The following is a 16,310-nucleotide window of genomic DNA, read 5'->3' on the forward strand; positions in this document are numbered from 1 at the left end:
TTTTAGAAAAGTATAACAAGGGTAGGTGGAGCAGATGAGAAAATCCTTTTATCATTATTTAATGAAATACAGACAACCCACTGACAAGGACGATATAACTCAATTCGCAAATTCAGCTTATGATGATCACAGCTTTCCAAAGCAATCACAGCAATACCATGAAATCAGTTCTTATTTGGAAATGAACGGGCAATATCTTGAAAGCATGTCCATTTTCGACAAAGCATGGGACGCCTATTTATTAGAAGAAATAAACTAACTTGAATATCATTAGCCACTGGACTGACATTTGTTTTCACTTATGTCGGTCCTTTTTTAGAAAGCATATTTCCTAAACCAATAAACCTCCTTGTTTTTTAAAAACAATTCTTACCCAAAGAAAAGATAGCAGGGATTTCGTGTATACCGTTATGATGGTTGTTGCATATCATATAAAAAAGGCGATTAAGGGTGAGGGGAGAATGAAGAAACGAAAAGAGCCCAGGTTTAGAGTAGGAGATACTGTAGTCGTAACCATCTATGGGACAGTGGGGAAAATCACCGATATCAAGAAGCTTGACGGAGAGTTTTTATATGAGGTTAACGAAAGTGAAGGGCTATTCAAGGAGAAGGCATTGGAACTGCTCGATTCTTATGACGGATATATTTTTGAACAAGAACAAATCGATATTGAATATAAATTTTTGTTCGGAGATCTTGTGATTGTAAAGGGGTATGAAGAGGATCTCTTTAAAGTAGTCGGATTCAGAACAGAAATATGGCGGTACAAGGACGACGCCTGGGAAGATGTGATCTATGAGTTAATGAGAATCACAGACGGGGAGTGGCTGGAGGCAGATGAAGATGAAATTACTCTAGTTGCAGATGAAGAGCAGGCAGAAGCATTTATCAAGAAATATGGATTCGTATTTCCGCAAAAAAAAGAAGGTAAATTAAAATTACTGCATTCATCTGCTTATCCGAAGCCAAGCTGGATTGATCAGCTGCTCGATCATTATAATGACTACAAAACCCTCTATCTTCTATTTCAGGATAGTAAATACAAGAATAAAATGGACTATGTGTTAGAACAGTTGAAAACTCACACAAGCTCACAGTTTACCGTCAAAGAGAAGGAATGAGCCACATAATATATAAAAAAACTGGAACGCTGATAAGCAAGAATGATAGTAGCACAACACGGAGAATCCATTGCATACCTGCAACAATCATCCCTTCACCATTTTCCAGATCTTTGAACAGTGTTTTCGTTTTTTGAGTGAGTGTGGTTAACATAGTATCGCTCCTCTATCTTTGATGTTAAAGTCTATGCTTGTCTTTAAAGTCTTATGAAAACTTTTTTTCTTGTGGCATAACTGGAAGAGTCTTGTCATAAATTGAGAATCAAAGGGGGCGATCATATGCGGGAGATAGAAGTCTTTATCGACACCGAAGAAATTGCAGATTTCTTCATGAAGGAACTGATTCAAAGAGGCTACGTACCGTCGGAAGATGAGCTGGAAGAAATAGCGGATATCACATTCGAGTATCTGATTGCCAAATGTATCATTGATGAAGAATGGGAAGAAGATGTATAGAATCTTTTCAACCATCGGCATGGAAGTCACATAGCTGGGATCGTCCATTTATATAACGGGGAATAACTCTTAAGTGTCTATCATGGTTTCCGAATGGAACCATGGAGACACTTTATTTTGAGTTATTCCCTTTTTAGGTTAACTAGGACCGAGGTCATCGCTTTCCATTTTAATGTCATGGAAAAGTGATAGGGTTTCTCTAATGTTAAGAGAGGAGACATTACTTCAACAGGTTGATCTGCAAACCAGTCAATTGAAGGAGTGGTATTTGAAGGGATATCATCCCAAACTGAGCGTAAGGAGGGGCTGTATAATCGCGTTTTAATGTCTTGTTTCGAATAAATATGCGGCCAATAGTCCCATCTTGACCCTGTATGGGAATGGTGAATCGCAAAGGACAAAGCAGTAGGGAATACGCTTCGATGAAATAAAATACTATATAATTTCTTGCCTAACAGAATTCTGCGCTGTACCTGTTCAAAGTGAGACACAGAAAGCCCTGCGAGAGAGTAAGGAGATCGCTTTCCATAAGGGAACAGGATGGAAGTGAACTCCAATCGATCCTGTAAGAAAAACTTCCACTTCTCTATACCGATATCGAGACGGGAATGCGTTAGAATTCTCCTTTGAATCATATGCTGTTCATTCATGATGAGTCCTAGCGTTAAAAGTTGTTCATTTCCTGTCGTAATATATTCATTCCAAATCGCTCTCATGAAGATGGAAACATGAAATTTTTTCAAAAGATGAAAAGAAGAACGTCCTGTTACTTTCCAATTCTCATACAGTAATAATTGAGGATAGGCATCGTGGAAGATGGCAGCATTACACCTCTCGAGAAACGAGAAAAAAGCACCTTGTTCCCCTTCATTTAAAAGCTTTGTAAGTAATCTGTTCCGCATATCTGTCATATGATAGCCTGCATTTCTTGAAACCATATGTGCAAGAAAGGACCAGTGTATTTCTGAATGCTTCTTAAAAAATTCAAGATAGGAAGAGGTCCTTGTTATGTTATTGACATTTCCCCTTTTTACTTTATCTAAAATCTCTCTAAATATTTCCAAATCCTCTGGGAAATAAATTTCTAAAGAAGATTCTTGTTCGATTTTATCATATAGCTGAACAACGTCCTTCATATTCAGAAGAGGTAATGTGAGGTCATTGTTCTCTTTATTGAATAGGTTTAAAAACGTTGAAATCGGTGAATAGACCAAGTAATCACGCCTCTCTTTATGGAAGTGATCATTTTTCTTTCTGTTTCTTTAGCAGTTGAATAGAAGTGAGGCAGTAGTTATGATTCGCCTTTTTTTCTCAGACTCAATAAATGCTTTCGATCAAATGGGAAGCGTGGTGAAACCATCGATGGCTCCCAAGTAATCAGGCTGGTTGGGAAAGGGAGCTATGGTACAGCCTACTCTGTCACGCTTTATGATGGAGAAGAGGCGATAGTGAAAAGAATACGCCTATACAAAAAGTTATTTTCCAATCACGTCCAATATGTCCAAAATGAAATGGAAGCACTTCAAACTTTATCCCATCCCAAGTTTCCTGCATATCGATCAGAGGGTAAGTATAGAGGGACACCTTATTGTAAGGGATAAAATGAATGGGAAAACGTTTGAGGAATTGATTTTTCAAGAAGGAGAAAGGTATTCAGAAGAAGAACCCTTAAAGGGTAATAAGAAAACAAAATGAACGATAGTCAAAGGGGGAAGTATACATGTCTATTTTTAATAAAGTTTTTGCTTCAATTGGTATCGGAGCAGCGACAGTCGATACGAAACTGGAGAAGTCAAGCTATCAGGCTGGAGAAACGGTGAACGGTGTGGTTGAAATTACGGGAGGTAGTACGGAACAAAGTGTCGATGCCATTTATTTAACTCTTTTCACTACATATATAAGGGAATCGGATGACAAGAAATTTACCGATTACGCCCCAATACAGAAGGTGCAAATATCAAATCCGTTTACCGTTGATGAACATGAAAAGAAAGAGCTCCCTTTCACTTTCACGTTACCTTTTGAAACCCCAATTACATATGGGAACACTAGGGTGTGGGTAGCGACAGGAGTGGACATTAAAAATGCGGTTGATCCTAAAGACAAGGACTATATTGAAATCATCCCGAATCAACTGACCAATGCCATTCTGACTTCCATTCAAGAACTTGGGTTCAGAATTCGGAAAGTAGAGTGCGAGCAAGCGCCCCGTCGATTCAGAGGGCGTTACCCGTTTATTCAGGAATTCGAATTTGTACCGGTAAGCGGTTCATATCAACGGAAATTAGATGAGCTTGAAGTGATGTTCTTGAATCAATCAGAAGGGCAAGTGGAAGTGCTTCTCGAAGTGGATCGGAGGGCAAGGGGGTTAAGCGGATTTTTAGCAGAAGCCTTGGAAATGGACGAATCCATGCTCAAAATGACAATCAGAACAACAGATCTTCCCGATTTGACATCAAAGCTTCAAAATGAGATTAATAAATTTGCTTAACGATTGATTTCGACAAAGTTTCTTATTTTTCAGTGAAGGATTCGACAAGGATAATGTCTAATAGTATGAGTACAACATAATGACGGAGGGGTGCTCATGCCTTTACTTGAAAAAATCATTCGTCCCAGACTTTTGAGATCTACTTATGACATGACCATTTTCCAAACGCCAAACTATGGGGAAGACAAGGGGTACGAAAAGGTATATCGATTCTCGGTTGAAGCTAATAACCATGAAGACGCCCTGTATGAGACATTTCGAACATTTAACGTACCTGACCTAGTCCCAAAGGATTATCAAGGCAGATATATTGCCACCCGAGACATAGTATTCATCGACGAAGGAAGAAGGGGTCATTACTATTATCGCTTGCAGCCCAATGGTTGGAAGCGAGTGAATCGAATCGTCATTCATTGAATGAAATTTCAATCATAAAAAAGGAAAGAGTCTACCTTTAGGTAAGATTCTTTCCTTTTTTTACAGACGATTTTTTATTGGTTATGGCCTGGTCCATTTTTTCTGTTATGGGCTTGATCTTCATTCCCGTGGGCATTGTGCTCAGCTTCTATTGCCTCTTTGGGTATATGGTTATTTTTCTTTGGAGAATTGATTCGATTACGATGTTTTTTTCCCATCCCACTATTCCTCCTCTTTACGATTTGCGTTTTTCTGTTCTAGAAGAAGTAGGCTGTGTTCCAGAGCGGGAAGAAGGATTTGTTTGATTTGCATGCTGTACAGCTTGCTTCAGTTTTTTACTCATTTTTTCTTTCGTCATGTGAATTCCTCCTTCTGACCTTATTTTGACCCCGTGCCTGTCATTCTATCCTTCCATTTCCTAGCGTTGCATAAGAAATAAAAAAGGATTACAATGGTCTTTCAACAGTCTTATGAGGAGGAAATATAATGAGTATACATATTAATGCGAAAGAAAACGAAATTGCAGAAACAGTCTTATTACCTGGAGATCCATTAAGAGCGAAATACATTGCAGAAACCTTCCTGGAAAATCCTACATGCTACAACGAAGTCCGTAACATGTTCGGATATACTGGTACATATAAAGGGAAACGAATTTCTGTACAGGGAACAGGGATGGGTGTTCCATCCATTTCGATTTACATTAACGAATTGATGCAAAGTTATAACGTACAGAACCTCATCCGCGTTGGTACTTGTGGTGCCATTCAAAAAGATGTGAAAGTCCGTGATGTGATTCTGGCGATGACTTCATCAACCGATTCCCAAATGAATAAACTAACATTTAACGGAATCGATTATTCTCCAACTGCGAACTTTGATTTATTGAAACGTGCGTATGATACAGGAATGGAAAAAGGTTTAAACCTGAAAGTTGGAAACGTATTCACTGCGGACATGTTCTATAACGATAATGCAGAACTTGAAAAATGGGCTCAATATGGTATTCTAGCCATAGAAATGGAAACATCGGCTCTTTACACACTAGCCTCAAAGTACGGACGTAATGCACTTTCAGTATTAACTGTAAGTGATCATATTCTAACTGGTGAAGAAACAACTTCTGAAGAACGTCAAACCACGTTCAATGATATGATTGAAGTAGCATTAGAGGCGGCTATTCAAGAGTAATGAAAAGTTAAAAGGAACTGCTTACATTCCCTTTGCGGGTTTATAGGCAGTTTTTTTTTGTGAAGTTTCTCCTGCTTACATTCTTCAGTGAACATGGTAAGATGGAGTTTGGAACCATTATAGAGAAACTAGGTGAAAGTATGAAAAAGATCATCTTCGTAACTGCTGCTTCCTTGGTTATCCTATCAGGATGTTCGCAAGTACAAGATTGGTCAGAACAATTATTTGGCCAAAAACAGCAAGAAACGAAAGAAAAGGAACCAAGTGTAAAAACCCCGGACTCTCAGGGAGATCAAACAACCCAAGATCCGACAGGACAGCCTTCTGAAGAAACTGTTCCTCCCGAACTGCAATTAGAGTCGCAATACTTTAATGAAGTGAAAGTAGTGGACGGAAAGCAGGTCATTCAAAATCCAGCCAATTTATTGGCGCTGGTTAACAAGGAATACGCGTTAGACGAATACAAACCAGCTGATTTAGTTCGTCCAAATGTACCCTTCGTATTTGGGAATCAGGAGCTTGAAAAGGCTAATCTACGTAAGGAAGCGGCGGAACAGTTGGAAAAAATGTTCTCTGAAGCAAAAGAACAGGGAGTATATCTAACAGCCATATCCGGGTACCGTTCTTATGATTACCAAAAGATGCTCTTGGAAAGAGAAATTGCTCAATTCGGAAAAGAAAAAGCAGTGATGGCCGTTGCACCACCTGGACAAAGTGAGCACCAATCCGGACTAGCGATGGATATTTCAAGTAAAAACAATAACTTTCAGGTGAATATTGAATTTGCCCAAACAAAAGAGGGAAAGTGGCTTGCTGAGCATTCATATAAATATGGGTTCATCCTTCGATACCCTGAAGATAAAGTATCGATCACCCAATATCAATATGAGCCCTGGCATTTCAGGTATGTAGGCATAGAAGCAGCGAAAGTGATTCATGAAAATGATTGGTCGTTAGAAGAATATTTTAACAATGTGAAAAAGATATAATGATTCAAGGAATGATTCATTCCAGTTGATAAAGACATCAAAGAAGAGCTTACCGGTAATGGTAGGCTCTTTTTTTTGCAAACTTTTTCAATTAGTGTTTAATAAAATTTCCGAATACATCCTTTTAAAACTCATTTAGATTATTTCGTGAGCCGTCGTTTTCTCGTGTTCACTTAGGTGGGTTGGAGAAAAAGTGAATAATTGGAAAGGAGATGTAGACATTAAAAGAAAAAGCCGTATAAGGGGTGATCTACATTCATGGCACCGATTAAGATCATTCGGAAACAGAAAAAGAAAAATCCTAAATATAAACGAGAAGAGCCGATAGAGACGGTAGATCAATTGAGTGCACCAGTAGAAGGTGTCATGGATAATGAATTAGAATTTAATATTACATTTATTAAGGAAATGTTCGGAAATAGTTCTGATTTGATCATCAGAAGACTGCAACCAAATCCCACCCTTAAAATGGCTGTGATCTATATAGAAGGTTTAGCAGGTTCACAACAACTCGAGGAAACTGTAATCAAGTCAATACTCGCGGGATTTGAAAAGAACCAAAATCCAGAGAACGATAAAAATCTCCTTGCTAAATGTGGGGATTCGATCATGACCATAGGGGAAGTGGCATATACAGATACCTTTAAAGAATTGTTTTCATTTATATTATCAGGAGAGTCTGCGATATTGATTGATGGCCATTCGAAATCGATCATCGCAATGACAAAAGATCCAATAAAACGAGATGTAAGTGATCCTAAAACCCAAAGTGTCGTAAGAGGTCCTCAGGAAGGGTTTACGGAGGATATCCGAACGAATACAACATTAATAAGAAGAAAAATAAAAAATGAACATTTAAGACATGAAGCCAGAGTGATTGGGAGATATACACATACAGATGTAAGTATCATGTATATGCATGGAATTGCAAAAGAAGAAATTGTGGACGAAGTAAGGCGGAGACTTGATGAGATTGATATTGACGGAATCTTGGAAAGCGCATATGTAGAAGAATTGATTCAGGATAGTTCAATTTCTCCGTTTCCAACCGTATTCAACTCGGAACGACCTGATGTAATAGCCGCAGGATTATTGGAAGGTAGGGTAGCCATCCTTGTAGATGGCACCCCTTTCGTTCTCATCGTCCCAGTTATTTTCCCGCAATTTCTTCAATCCTCCGAAGATTATTATCAGCGGTCCGACTTGGGATTAATGAGAATACTTCGTTATGTTGCCTTTTTCCTTGCCTTATTAAGTCCATCTTTGTTCATAGCCATCAAAACGTTTCATCAGGAACTCATTCCTACGCCCCTGATGATTACTCTTGCAGCTCAACGGGAAGGCGTTCCATTTCCAGCATTTGTTGAAGCGCAAATTGCTTCCTTATCAAGTCATACGACTTGATGGGTTTAAAACCGAAGGTCTTTAAGTTGCTACTAGTTACAGTAGAAGTCATAATAATTCAACAATTAAATGAAGATTTGAATAATGTTCCCCCGTCCACACACATATATAAGTAGTAGGGCTGTCCTAATTGTGTGAAGTGGGTGAAAAATGTGATCAGAACGTTTATCGTCATTATTGCAGGTAGTTTATTAGTTGGATTAGGAATCAACATGTTTTTCGTCCCACATCATTTTCTTGACGGAGGGATGATAGGTGTCGGTTTAATCTCTTATTATTGGTTTGGATTTAAGCCGGGCCTCACAATCATCCTATTTAGCTTACCTCTGTATATTCTAGCCTTTTTTATGAACCGAACTCTTTTCTATAACAGTGTTCATGGCCTTTGGTTATCATCTATAATGATCGATTTGTTTCATCATTGGAAGAGCTTTATCATTTTGCCTCCTTTAATGAGTGCTTTGATAGGAGGGGCCTTTGTGGGAGTCGGGATTGGCCTAATGCTGAGAGGGGATTCGGCTACAGGCGGGTCGGATTTATTGGCACAACTGATTGGTAAGAGCTTCCATGTAAACGTTGGAAAATTAATCTTTATGTTTGATAGCATTGTCCTTGTGATTGGTTGGCCAATCATTGGAACAGAATCGTTTTTATACTCTTTATTTGCTGTCAGCACAGTCGGTTTCTTTACGACGATTTTGACACATCATATGGAGGAAGGTTGATTTTCCTTTCGCTAATGTTGAAAAGCTGATAAAATAAAGAAGTTATGAGCTTATGATTGCTCAGCAGGACGTTTCATGATATTCTAAACGAAATTCTCACAAGATACATAGCAACGAAAGTGGTGGAAGCTTTGGAAGATAATACAGAACAGTCACAACAAGAAAGTCAAACAAGCTTTATAAAAATGAAAAAATTCAAATTCGTCATGCTTCTTTTTTTCCTTGTATTTGCGACGGCAGGAATTACTACATTCGCACTTGCTTTCGGGGATGAGAAGGCGGTAAATGTCGGGGTAACAGAACGTTCAGAGTTTCAGAAACTCTATGAAGCCTATGATAAGTTAAATCAAAATTATTATAAGGATCTTGATCAGAACGATCTGGTAAACGGAGCAATCAATGGCATGATTGATAGCGTTGGAGATCCCTTTTCCGATTACATGAATGAAGAAGAAGCGAAAAAGTTCGATGAAAGCATCTCTTCTTCTTTCGAAGGAATCGGTGCAGAAATTCAGGAGAAGGAAGGGTATATTTCCATTGTCTCTCCAATAAAAGGTTCTCCAGCTGAAAAAGCCGGATTGCAACCGAATGATCTCATTACGAAAGTAGATGACAAAAGCATTCAAGGGATGTCTGTAACTGATGCCGTACTGTTGATTCGTGGTGAAAAAGGAACGAAAGTGACATTGACTATTCAGCGCGCAGGTCAGGACAAGCCGATGGAAGTAACCATCACGAGAGACGAAATTCCGATTGATACGGTATATGCAGAGATGCAAGAAAACGGAGTCGCTAAGATTCAAATTACAAGCTTTTCAAAGAATACGTATAAAGAGTTGACGGAAGCTCTAAATGAGATGAACGATAAAGGCATGAAAAAGCTCGTTCTTGACCTTAGACAAAATCCAGGCGGATTACTGGATCAAGCGGTTAAAATCTCGAACTTGTTTGTGCCGGAAGGCGAAGTCTTATTCCAAGTGAAAGATAGTAACGGTAAGGTTGAAAAATATGTTTCTGAATCCGGTCAAAAAGTCGATGTTCCTACAGCCGTTCTGGTTGATGAGGGAAGTGCAAGTGCGGCAGAGATTCTATCAGCATCTGTTAGCGAATCGAACGATATTCCGCTGATTGGAACCAAAACCTTTGGTAAGGGAACAGTCCAAACAGCAGAAACCTTTAAAGACGGATCTAACATGAAATTTACAACGGCTAAATGGTTAACGCCAGAAGGTAATTGGATTCATGAAAAAGGTATAAATCCTGATGTCGAAGTGAAGATGCCTGATTATGCACAGCTTCCTTATATTAATCCGGATAAGGAACTTAAAGAATCAGACTTATCGGATCAGGTGAAAACAGCCGAGCAAATGCTGAATGCACTCGACTTGAATCCAGGAAACGTTGACGGTTACTTCGATGAAGATACAACGAGTGCCGTTAAGAACTTCCAACAAGAAAATAAGTTAAAAGTGACAGGAACGCTAAATGGAGAGACTACTTTGAAGCTTATGACGAAACTTAGAGAGAAGCTTCAGGAAAATGATCCTCAATTGAAAAAAGCAATAGAAGTGTTAGATAAACAATAATCCACCTTAAAGGACCTCAGGTAAATTCTCTGAGGTCTTTTTTTCATAAACTTTGTTGCTATTGAAGGTAGCGAGTGGTGGTTGATTTCCGCTACAATCAACTTTCTAAGCATGAGGATGAGGATGAATCTACTATCACACACGACTAGAAGACAACAATCTTTGCGATAAGAGCCTTTTTTTGTACGGCTTTGCCAATCATCGTCAATCAATTTGTTGGTTCTGGAAACGTTAATAAAAATATCATTGTTTCCCTATTCCTCGTATAGAATATTTACTCCATACCGACACTGAAAGTAAATACGAGGTGAACTAATGAAAAAAATCGTTCTATACTTGACGTTATTGTTCGCTACCTTCTTCATGGTGGGTTGTTCTCCCTTTTGGGGAGAGGACGCTAGACATGCAGGAGATGAAGGACAAGCTCTAAAACCAACGGTCAGCGAAAAAGAAGAACCTGTCTTTCCGTTAGACTTGAATGGTGACAAACAACCGGTAAATGTCCTTTTAATCGGTTCTGATCAGCGAGAGGATGAAATAGCCCGAGCAGATGTGTTAATGGTTGCACGTTATACGCCACAGTCTTCTTCAGTTAAAATTATCTCTATCATGAGGGATACATTTGTCGACATCCCGGGATATGAAAAGAGTAAGATCAATCATGCGTATTCATGGGGAGGGGAGGAACTCCTGGCAGAAACGATACGTAAGAACTTCAACCTGGAAATTCACCATACCGTTAAGGTTGATTTTAAGAACTTCATAAACATTATGGATTTAATATTTCCCGATGGAGTGCAAGTTTCAGTGTCAGAACCCATGATTGACTATTGGAATTGGTCTAAGGATTCGGGAAGACAAGTGTTAAAGGGAAATGAAATCCTACAATATGTAAGATTTAGAAGTGATAATGAAAATGATTTTGGGCGTGTGAAAAGGCAGCAGGAAATCATGACATTAGCGGAGGAGAGCATGATTAAGAAGATGCAATCCGGTCAAGGGTTGGTTGATGTAGCCGCCATTATGAGGGAATGTTTGAAAAATGTTGAGACTGAGACTCCCATAAGTGAGATCATGAAGTATGGATTTTCTATGATGGTCAATCCCATTGACACAGTGGATACACTCCGTGTTCCGATTGAAGGAAGCTTTTCTGATCTTTCGACACCAAATGCTGGACTTGTTTTGAATATGGATGTGCAAAGGAATATGGAGGCAATAAGAGATTTTCTAAGTAATACAGAGTGATTACCAAGAATGAAGTTCAGAGGAATCCAGGTCCAGAAAATGTTCTATCTTCTGCATTTTTCTTAAAATTAAATTATGCAGGTATTTCTTGAACTTCAAATCTTCTGTCAAGTCATATTCATGATGAAGGATTTTTAAATGTTCCAAATGCTCTTTTAGCGTTCGTTCATCACTGTCTGATCCTCCTGATTGAACTTTTCGGAGTATTACATCGACTAGCCTGTCATGAGTGGCTTCAATAGTCTTTGTTCCTTGTCGGGCGTAAATGGCCCCATAACGTAATTCTCCTCTAGTAACAATTGAGGTGTAGGGCACATACCTCGGATCATAATCGATGATGAGAACCTGGAATCGTTTAAGGCTCATTAGAGGGTGGATCCCTTCAGGGAAAATGAAGTCCTCAGTTCTATAACGTAAATATTTAGGGAGCAGATGTTGGAGTTTATTATCAACATCTGCCTTATCAAGAAATTCTTCATCGGTCAATCCCTTTAAATCCAATGATCCATCGTCAAATTGCATGACTCCAACTATAATGCAGCCACCCCCGGTATTTCCGATAGCCAGGATGTGTTTCGCCATTTTAGTCAATTCAATCCAATCGGATTTAAAATCCACATAATCTGTTTCCCCCGTATTATGAAGCAATAGATCCTTCAATGTTTCATGAGAAGGATTCTTCAAAAAGTCTCTTAATTTGAGTGGAACAATCTTCTCATAATACATGAACTTTCCCACCTTTTAACTGATTCATCGTGAGGACAAGTAACACAACAATCTAAACAAACGAAAACTTCATGTTTAAGCTACTGTTTATTTCATTATATGCGTGGAAAGTAGGAGATAACGCTCTTTGAACGAATAATTATTCCGCTTATGTTTGTTCATTACATAGTGAAGTTCGTTGTATTCCGATTCACTTTCTAATAGAATATGTTTAGGAATCAATAGAGAGGAAGATTACATGAAGAAGGATGTTTATATATTATCTGGATTTCTTGGCAGTGGAAAAACCACCTTATTAAAACAATTACTACAGTCCTTAAAGGATCATGATAGAAAACCAGCTGTATTAATGAACGAATTAGGAAGTGTGTCCATCGACAGTGATGAAGTTGAAATGGACACCGCATTAAGAGAGCTACTTGGTGGGTGTATTTGTTGCACCATATCAGAAAAGCTTGAGTCACAGCTTCAAGAGCTATTGCTGAACGAAGACTTCGATGTACTTGTGATTGAAACAACAGGAGCCGCACACCCGGTTGAAGTCGTCGATTCCATTTTGTCTCCGCTTTTTGCCAATCAATTCGAATTCAGAGGGATCATTACCATTGTTGATGGTCTGCAATGGAAAAACAGGGGAGAATTCAGTCCTGCTGTACTACACTTGTTAAGAGAGCAGATTCGTCATGCCCAATATATTGTAGCGAACAAAATGGACTTACTTTCAGAGATGGAGCAGGGAACATTCTCTTATGAACTACAGCAATTAAACAAGAATGCCAAGGTATACCTAACGAATTATTCTAAGGTAGCGATGAATGATATTCTTTCATTAAAAGCAGAACAAGGAACCGGGTCCTACGATAAACCATCTATTGGTGAACAGTTGACTCTACAGGCTATTGTCTACACTTTCAATGGAAAAGTGAAGGGGGAAGAGTTTGAAGAATGGGTGAAACAACAACCTGATACCATATATAGAATGAAGGGATACGTACCATTGCAGGGACGGAAATATCCAACACTATTCCAATATTCGTATGGAATGCCTCTCTTTATGCCAGGAGACATGAAATATCCCACTAACTTTGTTGTAATAGGAGAAAATTTACATAAACCAGACGTCATACGCTCCTTACAGGGTATTGATATAACGGAGTAACCTAGAGGTTGGGAATAATGATATATCTACTGATTAGTATTAACTAATCTGCTGTATTGCAGGGATTTTATTATAATAAATTTAACAGGTTCATAACCATTGACAATTCTGTATAAAATGTATATTATTTAATAGTTAACTTAGTGAAGTATTTATTGAGTGTAAGAAAGGTCGTTTTTTTAGTGGGAAAAGAATTGTTCGAGCTAGAAGGATTATTTAGATCCGTTTTTAGAATGATGAAAGCAGATATTCGAACCATCTTTGGAGAGTTCATTTCAAATGGAGAATTCAGGGTGCTTCAACTCATCAGTGAGAATGGTGCATTGAAGTCTTCCGAAATTTCGAAACGAATGGAAGTGTCTGCAAGTCATATTACATCCATCACAGATACATTAGCTGAAAAAAGCTATATTACAAGACAGCGATCCAATGAAGATCGTAGAGTCGTGGAGCTTGCTCTAACACCTCAGGGCATTGAAGTATTGGCTCAGTGTGAAGAGAAGAAGTCTCACTATTTTCAGCAACTATTCCAAACATTCGAGAAAGAAGAGATCAACCACTTAATCGAGCTGTTTGAAAAGTTACTGAGTTCATCGACTCGAAAGTGATGTGGATTTCTATAGAAGTGACAAAACACTTTAACCATTGAATTATATAGCTTCAATCCTGATTTAATTGGGATTATGCATTTGGATTTATGGAAAATAATAAGGGTTGACCTGAGAGAGGTCATCCCTTCAATTATGCTCATTTACTTAAGTTGGTTAATTATTCATAAAATAAATATTAAGGGAGACAGAGAATATGGAGCATTTAGAACATAGAAAAAAAGTTATGATTATGATAGCGATCATGTCAGCCATGCTATTCGCTGCATTAAACCAAACCATCGTAGGAACAGCCTTACCAAGAATCATTTCTGAAATTGGCGGGATAGACTATTATAGTTGGGTATTTACCATCTTCATGCTAACAAGCTCAGTGACAGCAATATTAGTAGGGAAGTTATCAGACATGTATGGAAGAAAGCCTTTCATCTTACTTGGTATTGCTGTCTTCATGATAGGTTCTTTCTTAAATGGCTTATCTGGTTCAATCTTTCAGCTAATCATATTTAGAGGGATCCAAGGCTTTGGAGCCGGAATGATTATGTCAACAGCTTTTACCGCTGTAGGTGATTTATTTTCCCCAAGAGAACGAGGGAAATGGCAAGGGTTGATGAGTAGCGTTTTTGGTCTAGCAAGTGTTTTCGGACCTACATTAGGTGGGTGGATTGTCGATAATGCTGACTGGCACTGGGTATTCTGGGTGTTCCTTCCTGTTGGATTCATCGCCTTTGGAATGATTTATAAAATGTTTCCTTCACAGGAACCAAATAGAGGACTTAAAGTGGATTATTTAGGATCCATTATGCTAACGCTAACGATCATTCCTTTATTACTTGCCTTTACTTGGGGAGGAAATGACTATGAGTGGGTTTCTCTACCTATCATTGGGCTTCTGACTGCAACGGTGGTTGCCTTTGTACTATTCATCATTACGGAAAAGAGAGCAAGTAATCCGGTTCTTCCACTTCAATTGTTCAAGAATAAAATTTTTACACTTTCTAATATCATTGGGTTTATCCTTGGAGCGGGTATGTTTGGAGCTATCATGTATATGCCATTCTTTATCCAAGGTGTGATGGGTACCTCTGCAACGAAATCCGGATTGGTCATGATGCCAATGACATTGAGTATGGTAATAGCAAGCACGGTAGGCGGACAAATTATTACGAAGACAGGAAGGTATAAGTTTCTCGCTCTTATTGGTTTGTTCGTTATGAGTGTAGGAATGATCCTTTTATCCTTTATGGATACCAACACAACAAATACAACAGCGCTTATTAATATTATTATAGTAGGAACTGGTCTTGGACTTAGTTTCCCTGTGTTTACTCTGACGGTTCAAAATGCTGTTCAGCATAAGTTTCTCGGTGTGGCTACCGCTGCCACACAACTATTCAGACAGATCGGTGGAACAATAGGTGTGGCAATCATGGGAACGGTGATGAACTCTTCCATGACATCAAAGATGACGGAGAAAATGTCTGCCGTGAAAGATTCCCCTTTACTTACAGACCCTAATACGGCAGGTGTGATGAAACAGCTACAAGATCCGCAAAACATTATGAACGGTGGGAAGTTAAAAGAACTTCAATCAACGTTGCCTCCTGAATTTCAAGGAATCTATGCATCCGTTTTAGAAGGTGTGAGAGAATCATTAAGTTATGCATTAACGAATGTATTTTTCATTGGTGCGATTATTCTTATGGTAGGATTCGTTCTAACCTTCTTTATGAAAGAAATCCCATTGCGGATGTCGAATAAAGATGTAACGGAGGAAGAAAAGGAAACAAAGCTCAAAGACGTTTCTAATCAGTAATATTAATCGAAAACAAAAAAGGGTAACCGCATCTGCTTTTTGGTAGCAGGTCTGGTTACCCTTTTTCTTTCCTTTACATTGTGGTCTCTCCGAATTTCTTAAATGTCATTTCATCCTCAACCAAACCACAAGCAGCACATTGAACTTTTAAGTCAGGGCCGTTGTAGGCAAGATGAAATGGCTCAAGTTGACCTTGCTCATAACTTTGAACAACCTCTCCGGAATCAGGATTCAGTTTCACACTCTGTGATACTTGTTGTATAATATTAAATCGAGTGCGATTCGTTTTACAGCTAGGGCAGCGATAGGGTGTTGTCATGTCCATCACCTTTCTTCGTTTTTTATTAGTATGCTTATGATTAAACTTTTTATG

General features: G+C 38.6%; 20 protein-coding genes. 14 read left to right on the plus strand and 6 right to left on the minus strand.

Annotation, left to right across the window (positions count from 1 at the left end; genetic code table 11):
* Positions 1–34 precede the first annotated feature (34 nt).
* Positions 35–259 (plus strand): YozE family protein, encoded by a 225-nt coding sequence (locus FGG79_RS01580; protein WP_138775963.1) that lies wholly within the window; start codon positions 35–37, stop codon positions 257–259.
* A 202-nt stretch (positions 260–461) separates the two neighbouring features.
* Entirely contained in the window at positions 462–1,121 is a 660-nt protein-coding gene (locus tag FGG79_RS01585) for a hypothetical protein (protein ID WP_138775965.1), read from the plus strand.
* Here FGG79_RS01585 and FGG79_RS21575 read toward each other — a convergent pair.
* Positions 1,105–1,275, minus strand: coding sequence for a hypothetical protein (locus tag FGG79_RS21575; RefSeq protein WP_171050742.1), 171 nt, complete (start codon positions 1,273–1,275; stop codon positions 1,105–1,107). The genes FGG79_RS01585 and FGG79_RS21575 overlap by 17 nt on opposite strands.
* A 125-nt stretch (positions 1,276–1,400) precedes the next feature.
* Between FGG79_RS21575 and FGG79_RS01590 the strand changes: the two genes are divergently transcribed.
* Positions 1,401–1,577, plus strand: coding sequence for a YozD family protein (locus tag FGG79_RS01590; protein WP_138775967.1), 177 nt, complete (start codon positions 1,401–1,403; stop codon positions 1,575–1,577).
* Positions 1,578–1,699: 122 nt separating this feature from the next.
* Here the strand turns inward: FGG79_RS01590 and FGG79_RS01595 are convergent, their stop codons facing one another.
* A complete protein-coding gene (locus tag FGG79_RS01595) occupies positions 1,700–2,791 on the minus strand; it encodes a DUF2515 family protein (RefSeq protein WP_171050743.1) in 1,092 nt (363 codons plus the stop codon).
* Between the two features lie 506 nt (positions 2,792–3,297).
* On the opposite strand from FGG79_RS01595, the gene FGG79_RS01605 reads away from it, so the two are divergent.
* Complete coding sequence (locus tag FGG79_RS01605) at positions 3,298–4,068, plus strand: sporulation protein (protein WP_138775973.1); 771 nt, start codon at positions 3,298–3,300, stop codon at positions 4,066–4,068.
* A 96-nt stretch (positions 4,069–4,164) separates the two neighbouring features.
* A complete protein-coding gene (locus tag FGG79_RS01610; protein ID WP_138775975.1) occupies positions 4,165–4,485 on the plus strand; it encodes a YodL domain-containing protein in 321 nt (106 codons plus the stop codon).
* A 74-nt stretch (positions 4,486–4,559) separates the two neighbouring features.
* On the opposite strand, the gene FGG79_RS21580 is transcribed toward FGG79_RS01610, so the two are convergent.
* Positions 4,560–4,703 (minus strand): hypothetical protein, encoded by a 144-nt coding sequence (locus FGG79_RS21580; RefSeq protein WP_171050744.1) that lies wholly within the window; start codon positions 4,701–4,703, stop codon positions 4,560–4,562.
* A 17-nt stretch (positions 4,704–4,720) separates the two neighbouring features.
* Positions 4,721–4,843: a hypothetical protein gene (locus FGG79_RS22240; protein WP_276607945.1), complete on the minus strand. Its 123-nt coding sequence runs from the start codon at positions 4,841–4,843 to the stop codon at positions 4,721–4,723.
* Between the two features lie 128 nt (positions 4,844–4,971).
* Here FGG79_RS22240 and deoD point away from each other — a divergent pair, with 128 nt between their 5' ends.
* The 6 genes from deoD to FGG79_RS01640 all read left to right on the plus strand — a co-directional run bounded on the left by deoD (position 4,972) and on the right by FGG79_RS01640 (position 11,628).
* A complete protein-coding gene (gene deoD, locus FGG79_RS01615; protein ID WP_138775977.1) occupies positions 4,972–5,676 on the plus strand; it encodes a purine-nucleoside phosphorylase in 705 nt (234 codons plus the stop codon).
* A 140-nt stretch (positions 5,677–5,816) separates the two neighbouring features.
* A complete protein-coding gene (locus FGG79_RS01620) occupies positions 5,817–6,665 on the plus strand; it encodes a M15 family metallopeptidase (RefSeq protein WP_138775979.1) in 849 nt (282 codons plus the stop codon).
* 258 nt (positions 6,666–6,923) lie between these two features.
* Entirely contained in the window at positions 6,924–8,069 is a 1,146-nt protein-coding gene (locus FGG79_RS01625) for a spore germination protein (RefSeq protein WP_138775981.1), read from the plus strand.
* Between the two features lie 152 nt (positions 8,070–8,221).
* Positions 8,222–8,794: a YitT family protein gene (locus tag FGG79_RS01630; RefSeq protein ID WP_138777522.1), complete on the plus strand. Its 573-nt coding sequence runs from the start codon at positions 8,222–8,224 to the stop codon at positions 8,792–8,794.
* Between the two features lie 185 nt (positions 8,795–8,979).
* Entirely contained in the window at positions 8,980–10,380 is a 1,401-nt protein-coding gene (locus tag FGG79_RS01635) for a lmo1851 family serine protease (protein WP_138777524.1), read from the plus strand.
* A 315-nt stretch (positions 10,381–10,695) separates the two neighbouring features.
* Positions 10,696–11,628: an LCP family protein gene (locus FGG79_RS01640; protein WP_138775983.1), complete on the plus strand. Its 933-nt coding sequence runs from the start codon at positions 10,696–10,698 to the stop codon at positions 11,626–11,628.
* Here FGG79_RS01640 and FGG79_RS01645 read toward each other — a convergent pair whose 3' ends face one another.
* On the minus strand, positions 11,629–12,354 hold the full coding sequence (locus FGG79_RS01645; protein WP_138775985.1) for an AlbA family DNA-binding domain-containing protein: 726 nt from the start codon (positions 12,352–12,354) through the stop codon (positions 11,629–11,631).
* Between the two features lie 238 nt (positions 12,355–12,592).
* Here FGG79_RS01645 and FGG79_RS01650 point away from each other — a divergent pair, with 238 nt between their 5' ends.
* The 3 genes from FGG79_RS01650 to FGG79_RS01660 all read left to right on the plus strand — a co-directional run bounded on the left by FGG79_RS01650 (position 12,593) and on the right by FGG79_RS01660 (position 15,937).
* Complete coding sequence (locus tag FGG79_RS01650) at positions 12,593–13,513, plus strand: CobW family GTP-binding protein (RefSeq protein WP_138775987.1); 921 nt, start codon at positions 12,593–12,595, stop codon at positions 13,511–13,513.
* A 182-nt stretch (positions 13,514–13,695) separates the two neighbouring features.
* On the plus strand, positions 13,696–14,121 hold the full coding sequence (locus tag FGG79_RS01655; RefSeq protein ID WP_240794175.1) for a MarR family winged helix-turn-helix transcriptional regulator: 426 nt from the start codon (positions 13,696–13,698) through the stop codon (positions 14,119–14,121).
* A 196-nt stretch (positions 14,122–14,317) separates the two neighbouring features.
* Positions 14,318–15,937, plus strand: a complete 1,620-nt coding sequence (locus FGG79_RS01660; protein WP_138775991.1) for an MDR family MFS transporter — start codon at positions 14,318–14,320, stop codon at positions 15,935–15,937.
* Between the two features lie 73 nt (positions 15,938–16,010).
* On the opposite strand, the gene FGG79_RS01665 is transcribed toward FGG79_RS01660, so the two are convergent.
* Positions 16,011–16,256 (minus strand): DNA alkylation repair protein, encoded by a 246-nt coding sequence (locus tag FGG79_RS01665; protein WP_138775993.1) that lies wholly within the window; start codon positions 16,254–16,256, stop codon positions 16,011–16,013.
* Between the last annotated feature and the right edge of the window lie 54 nt (positions 16,257–16,310).

Source organism: Bacillus sp. BHET2 (genome assembly GCF_005938125.1).
Lineage (GTDB): Bacteria > Bacillota > Bacilli > Bacillales > Bacillaceae_B > Rossellomorea.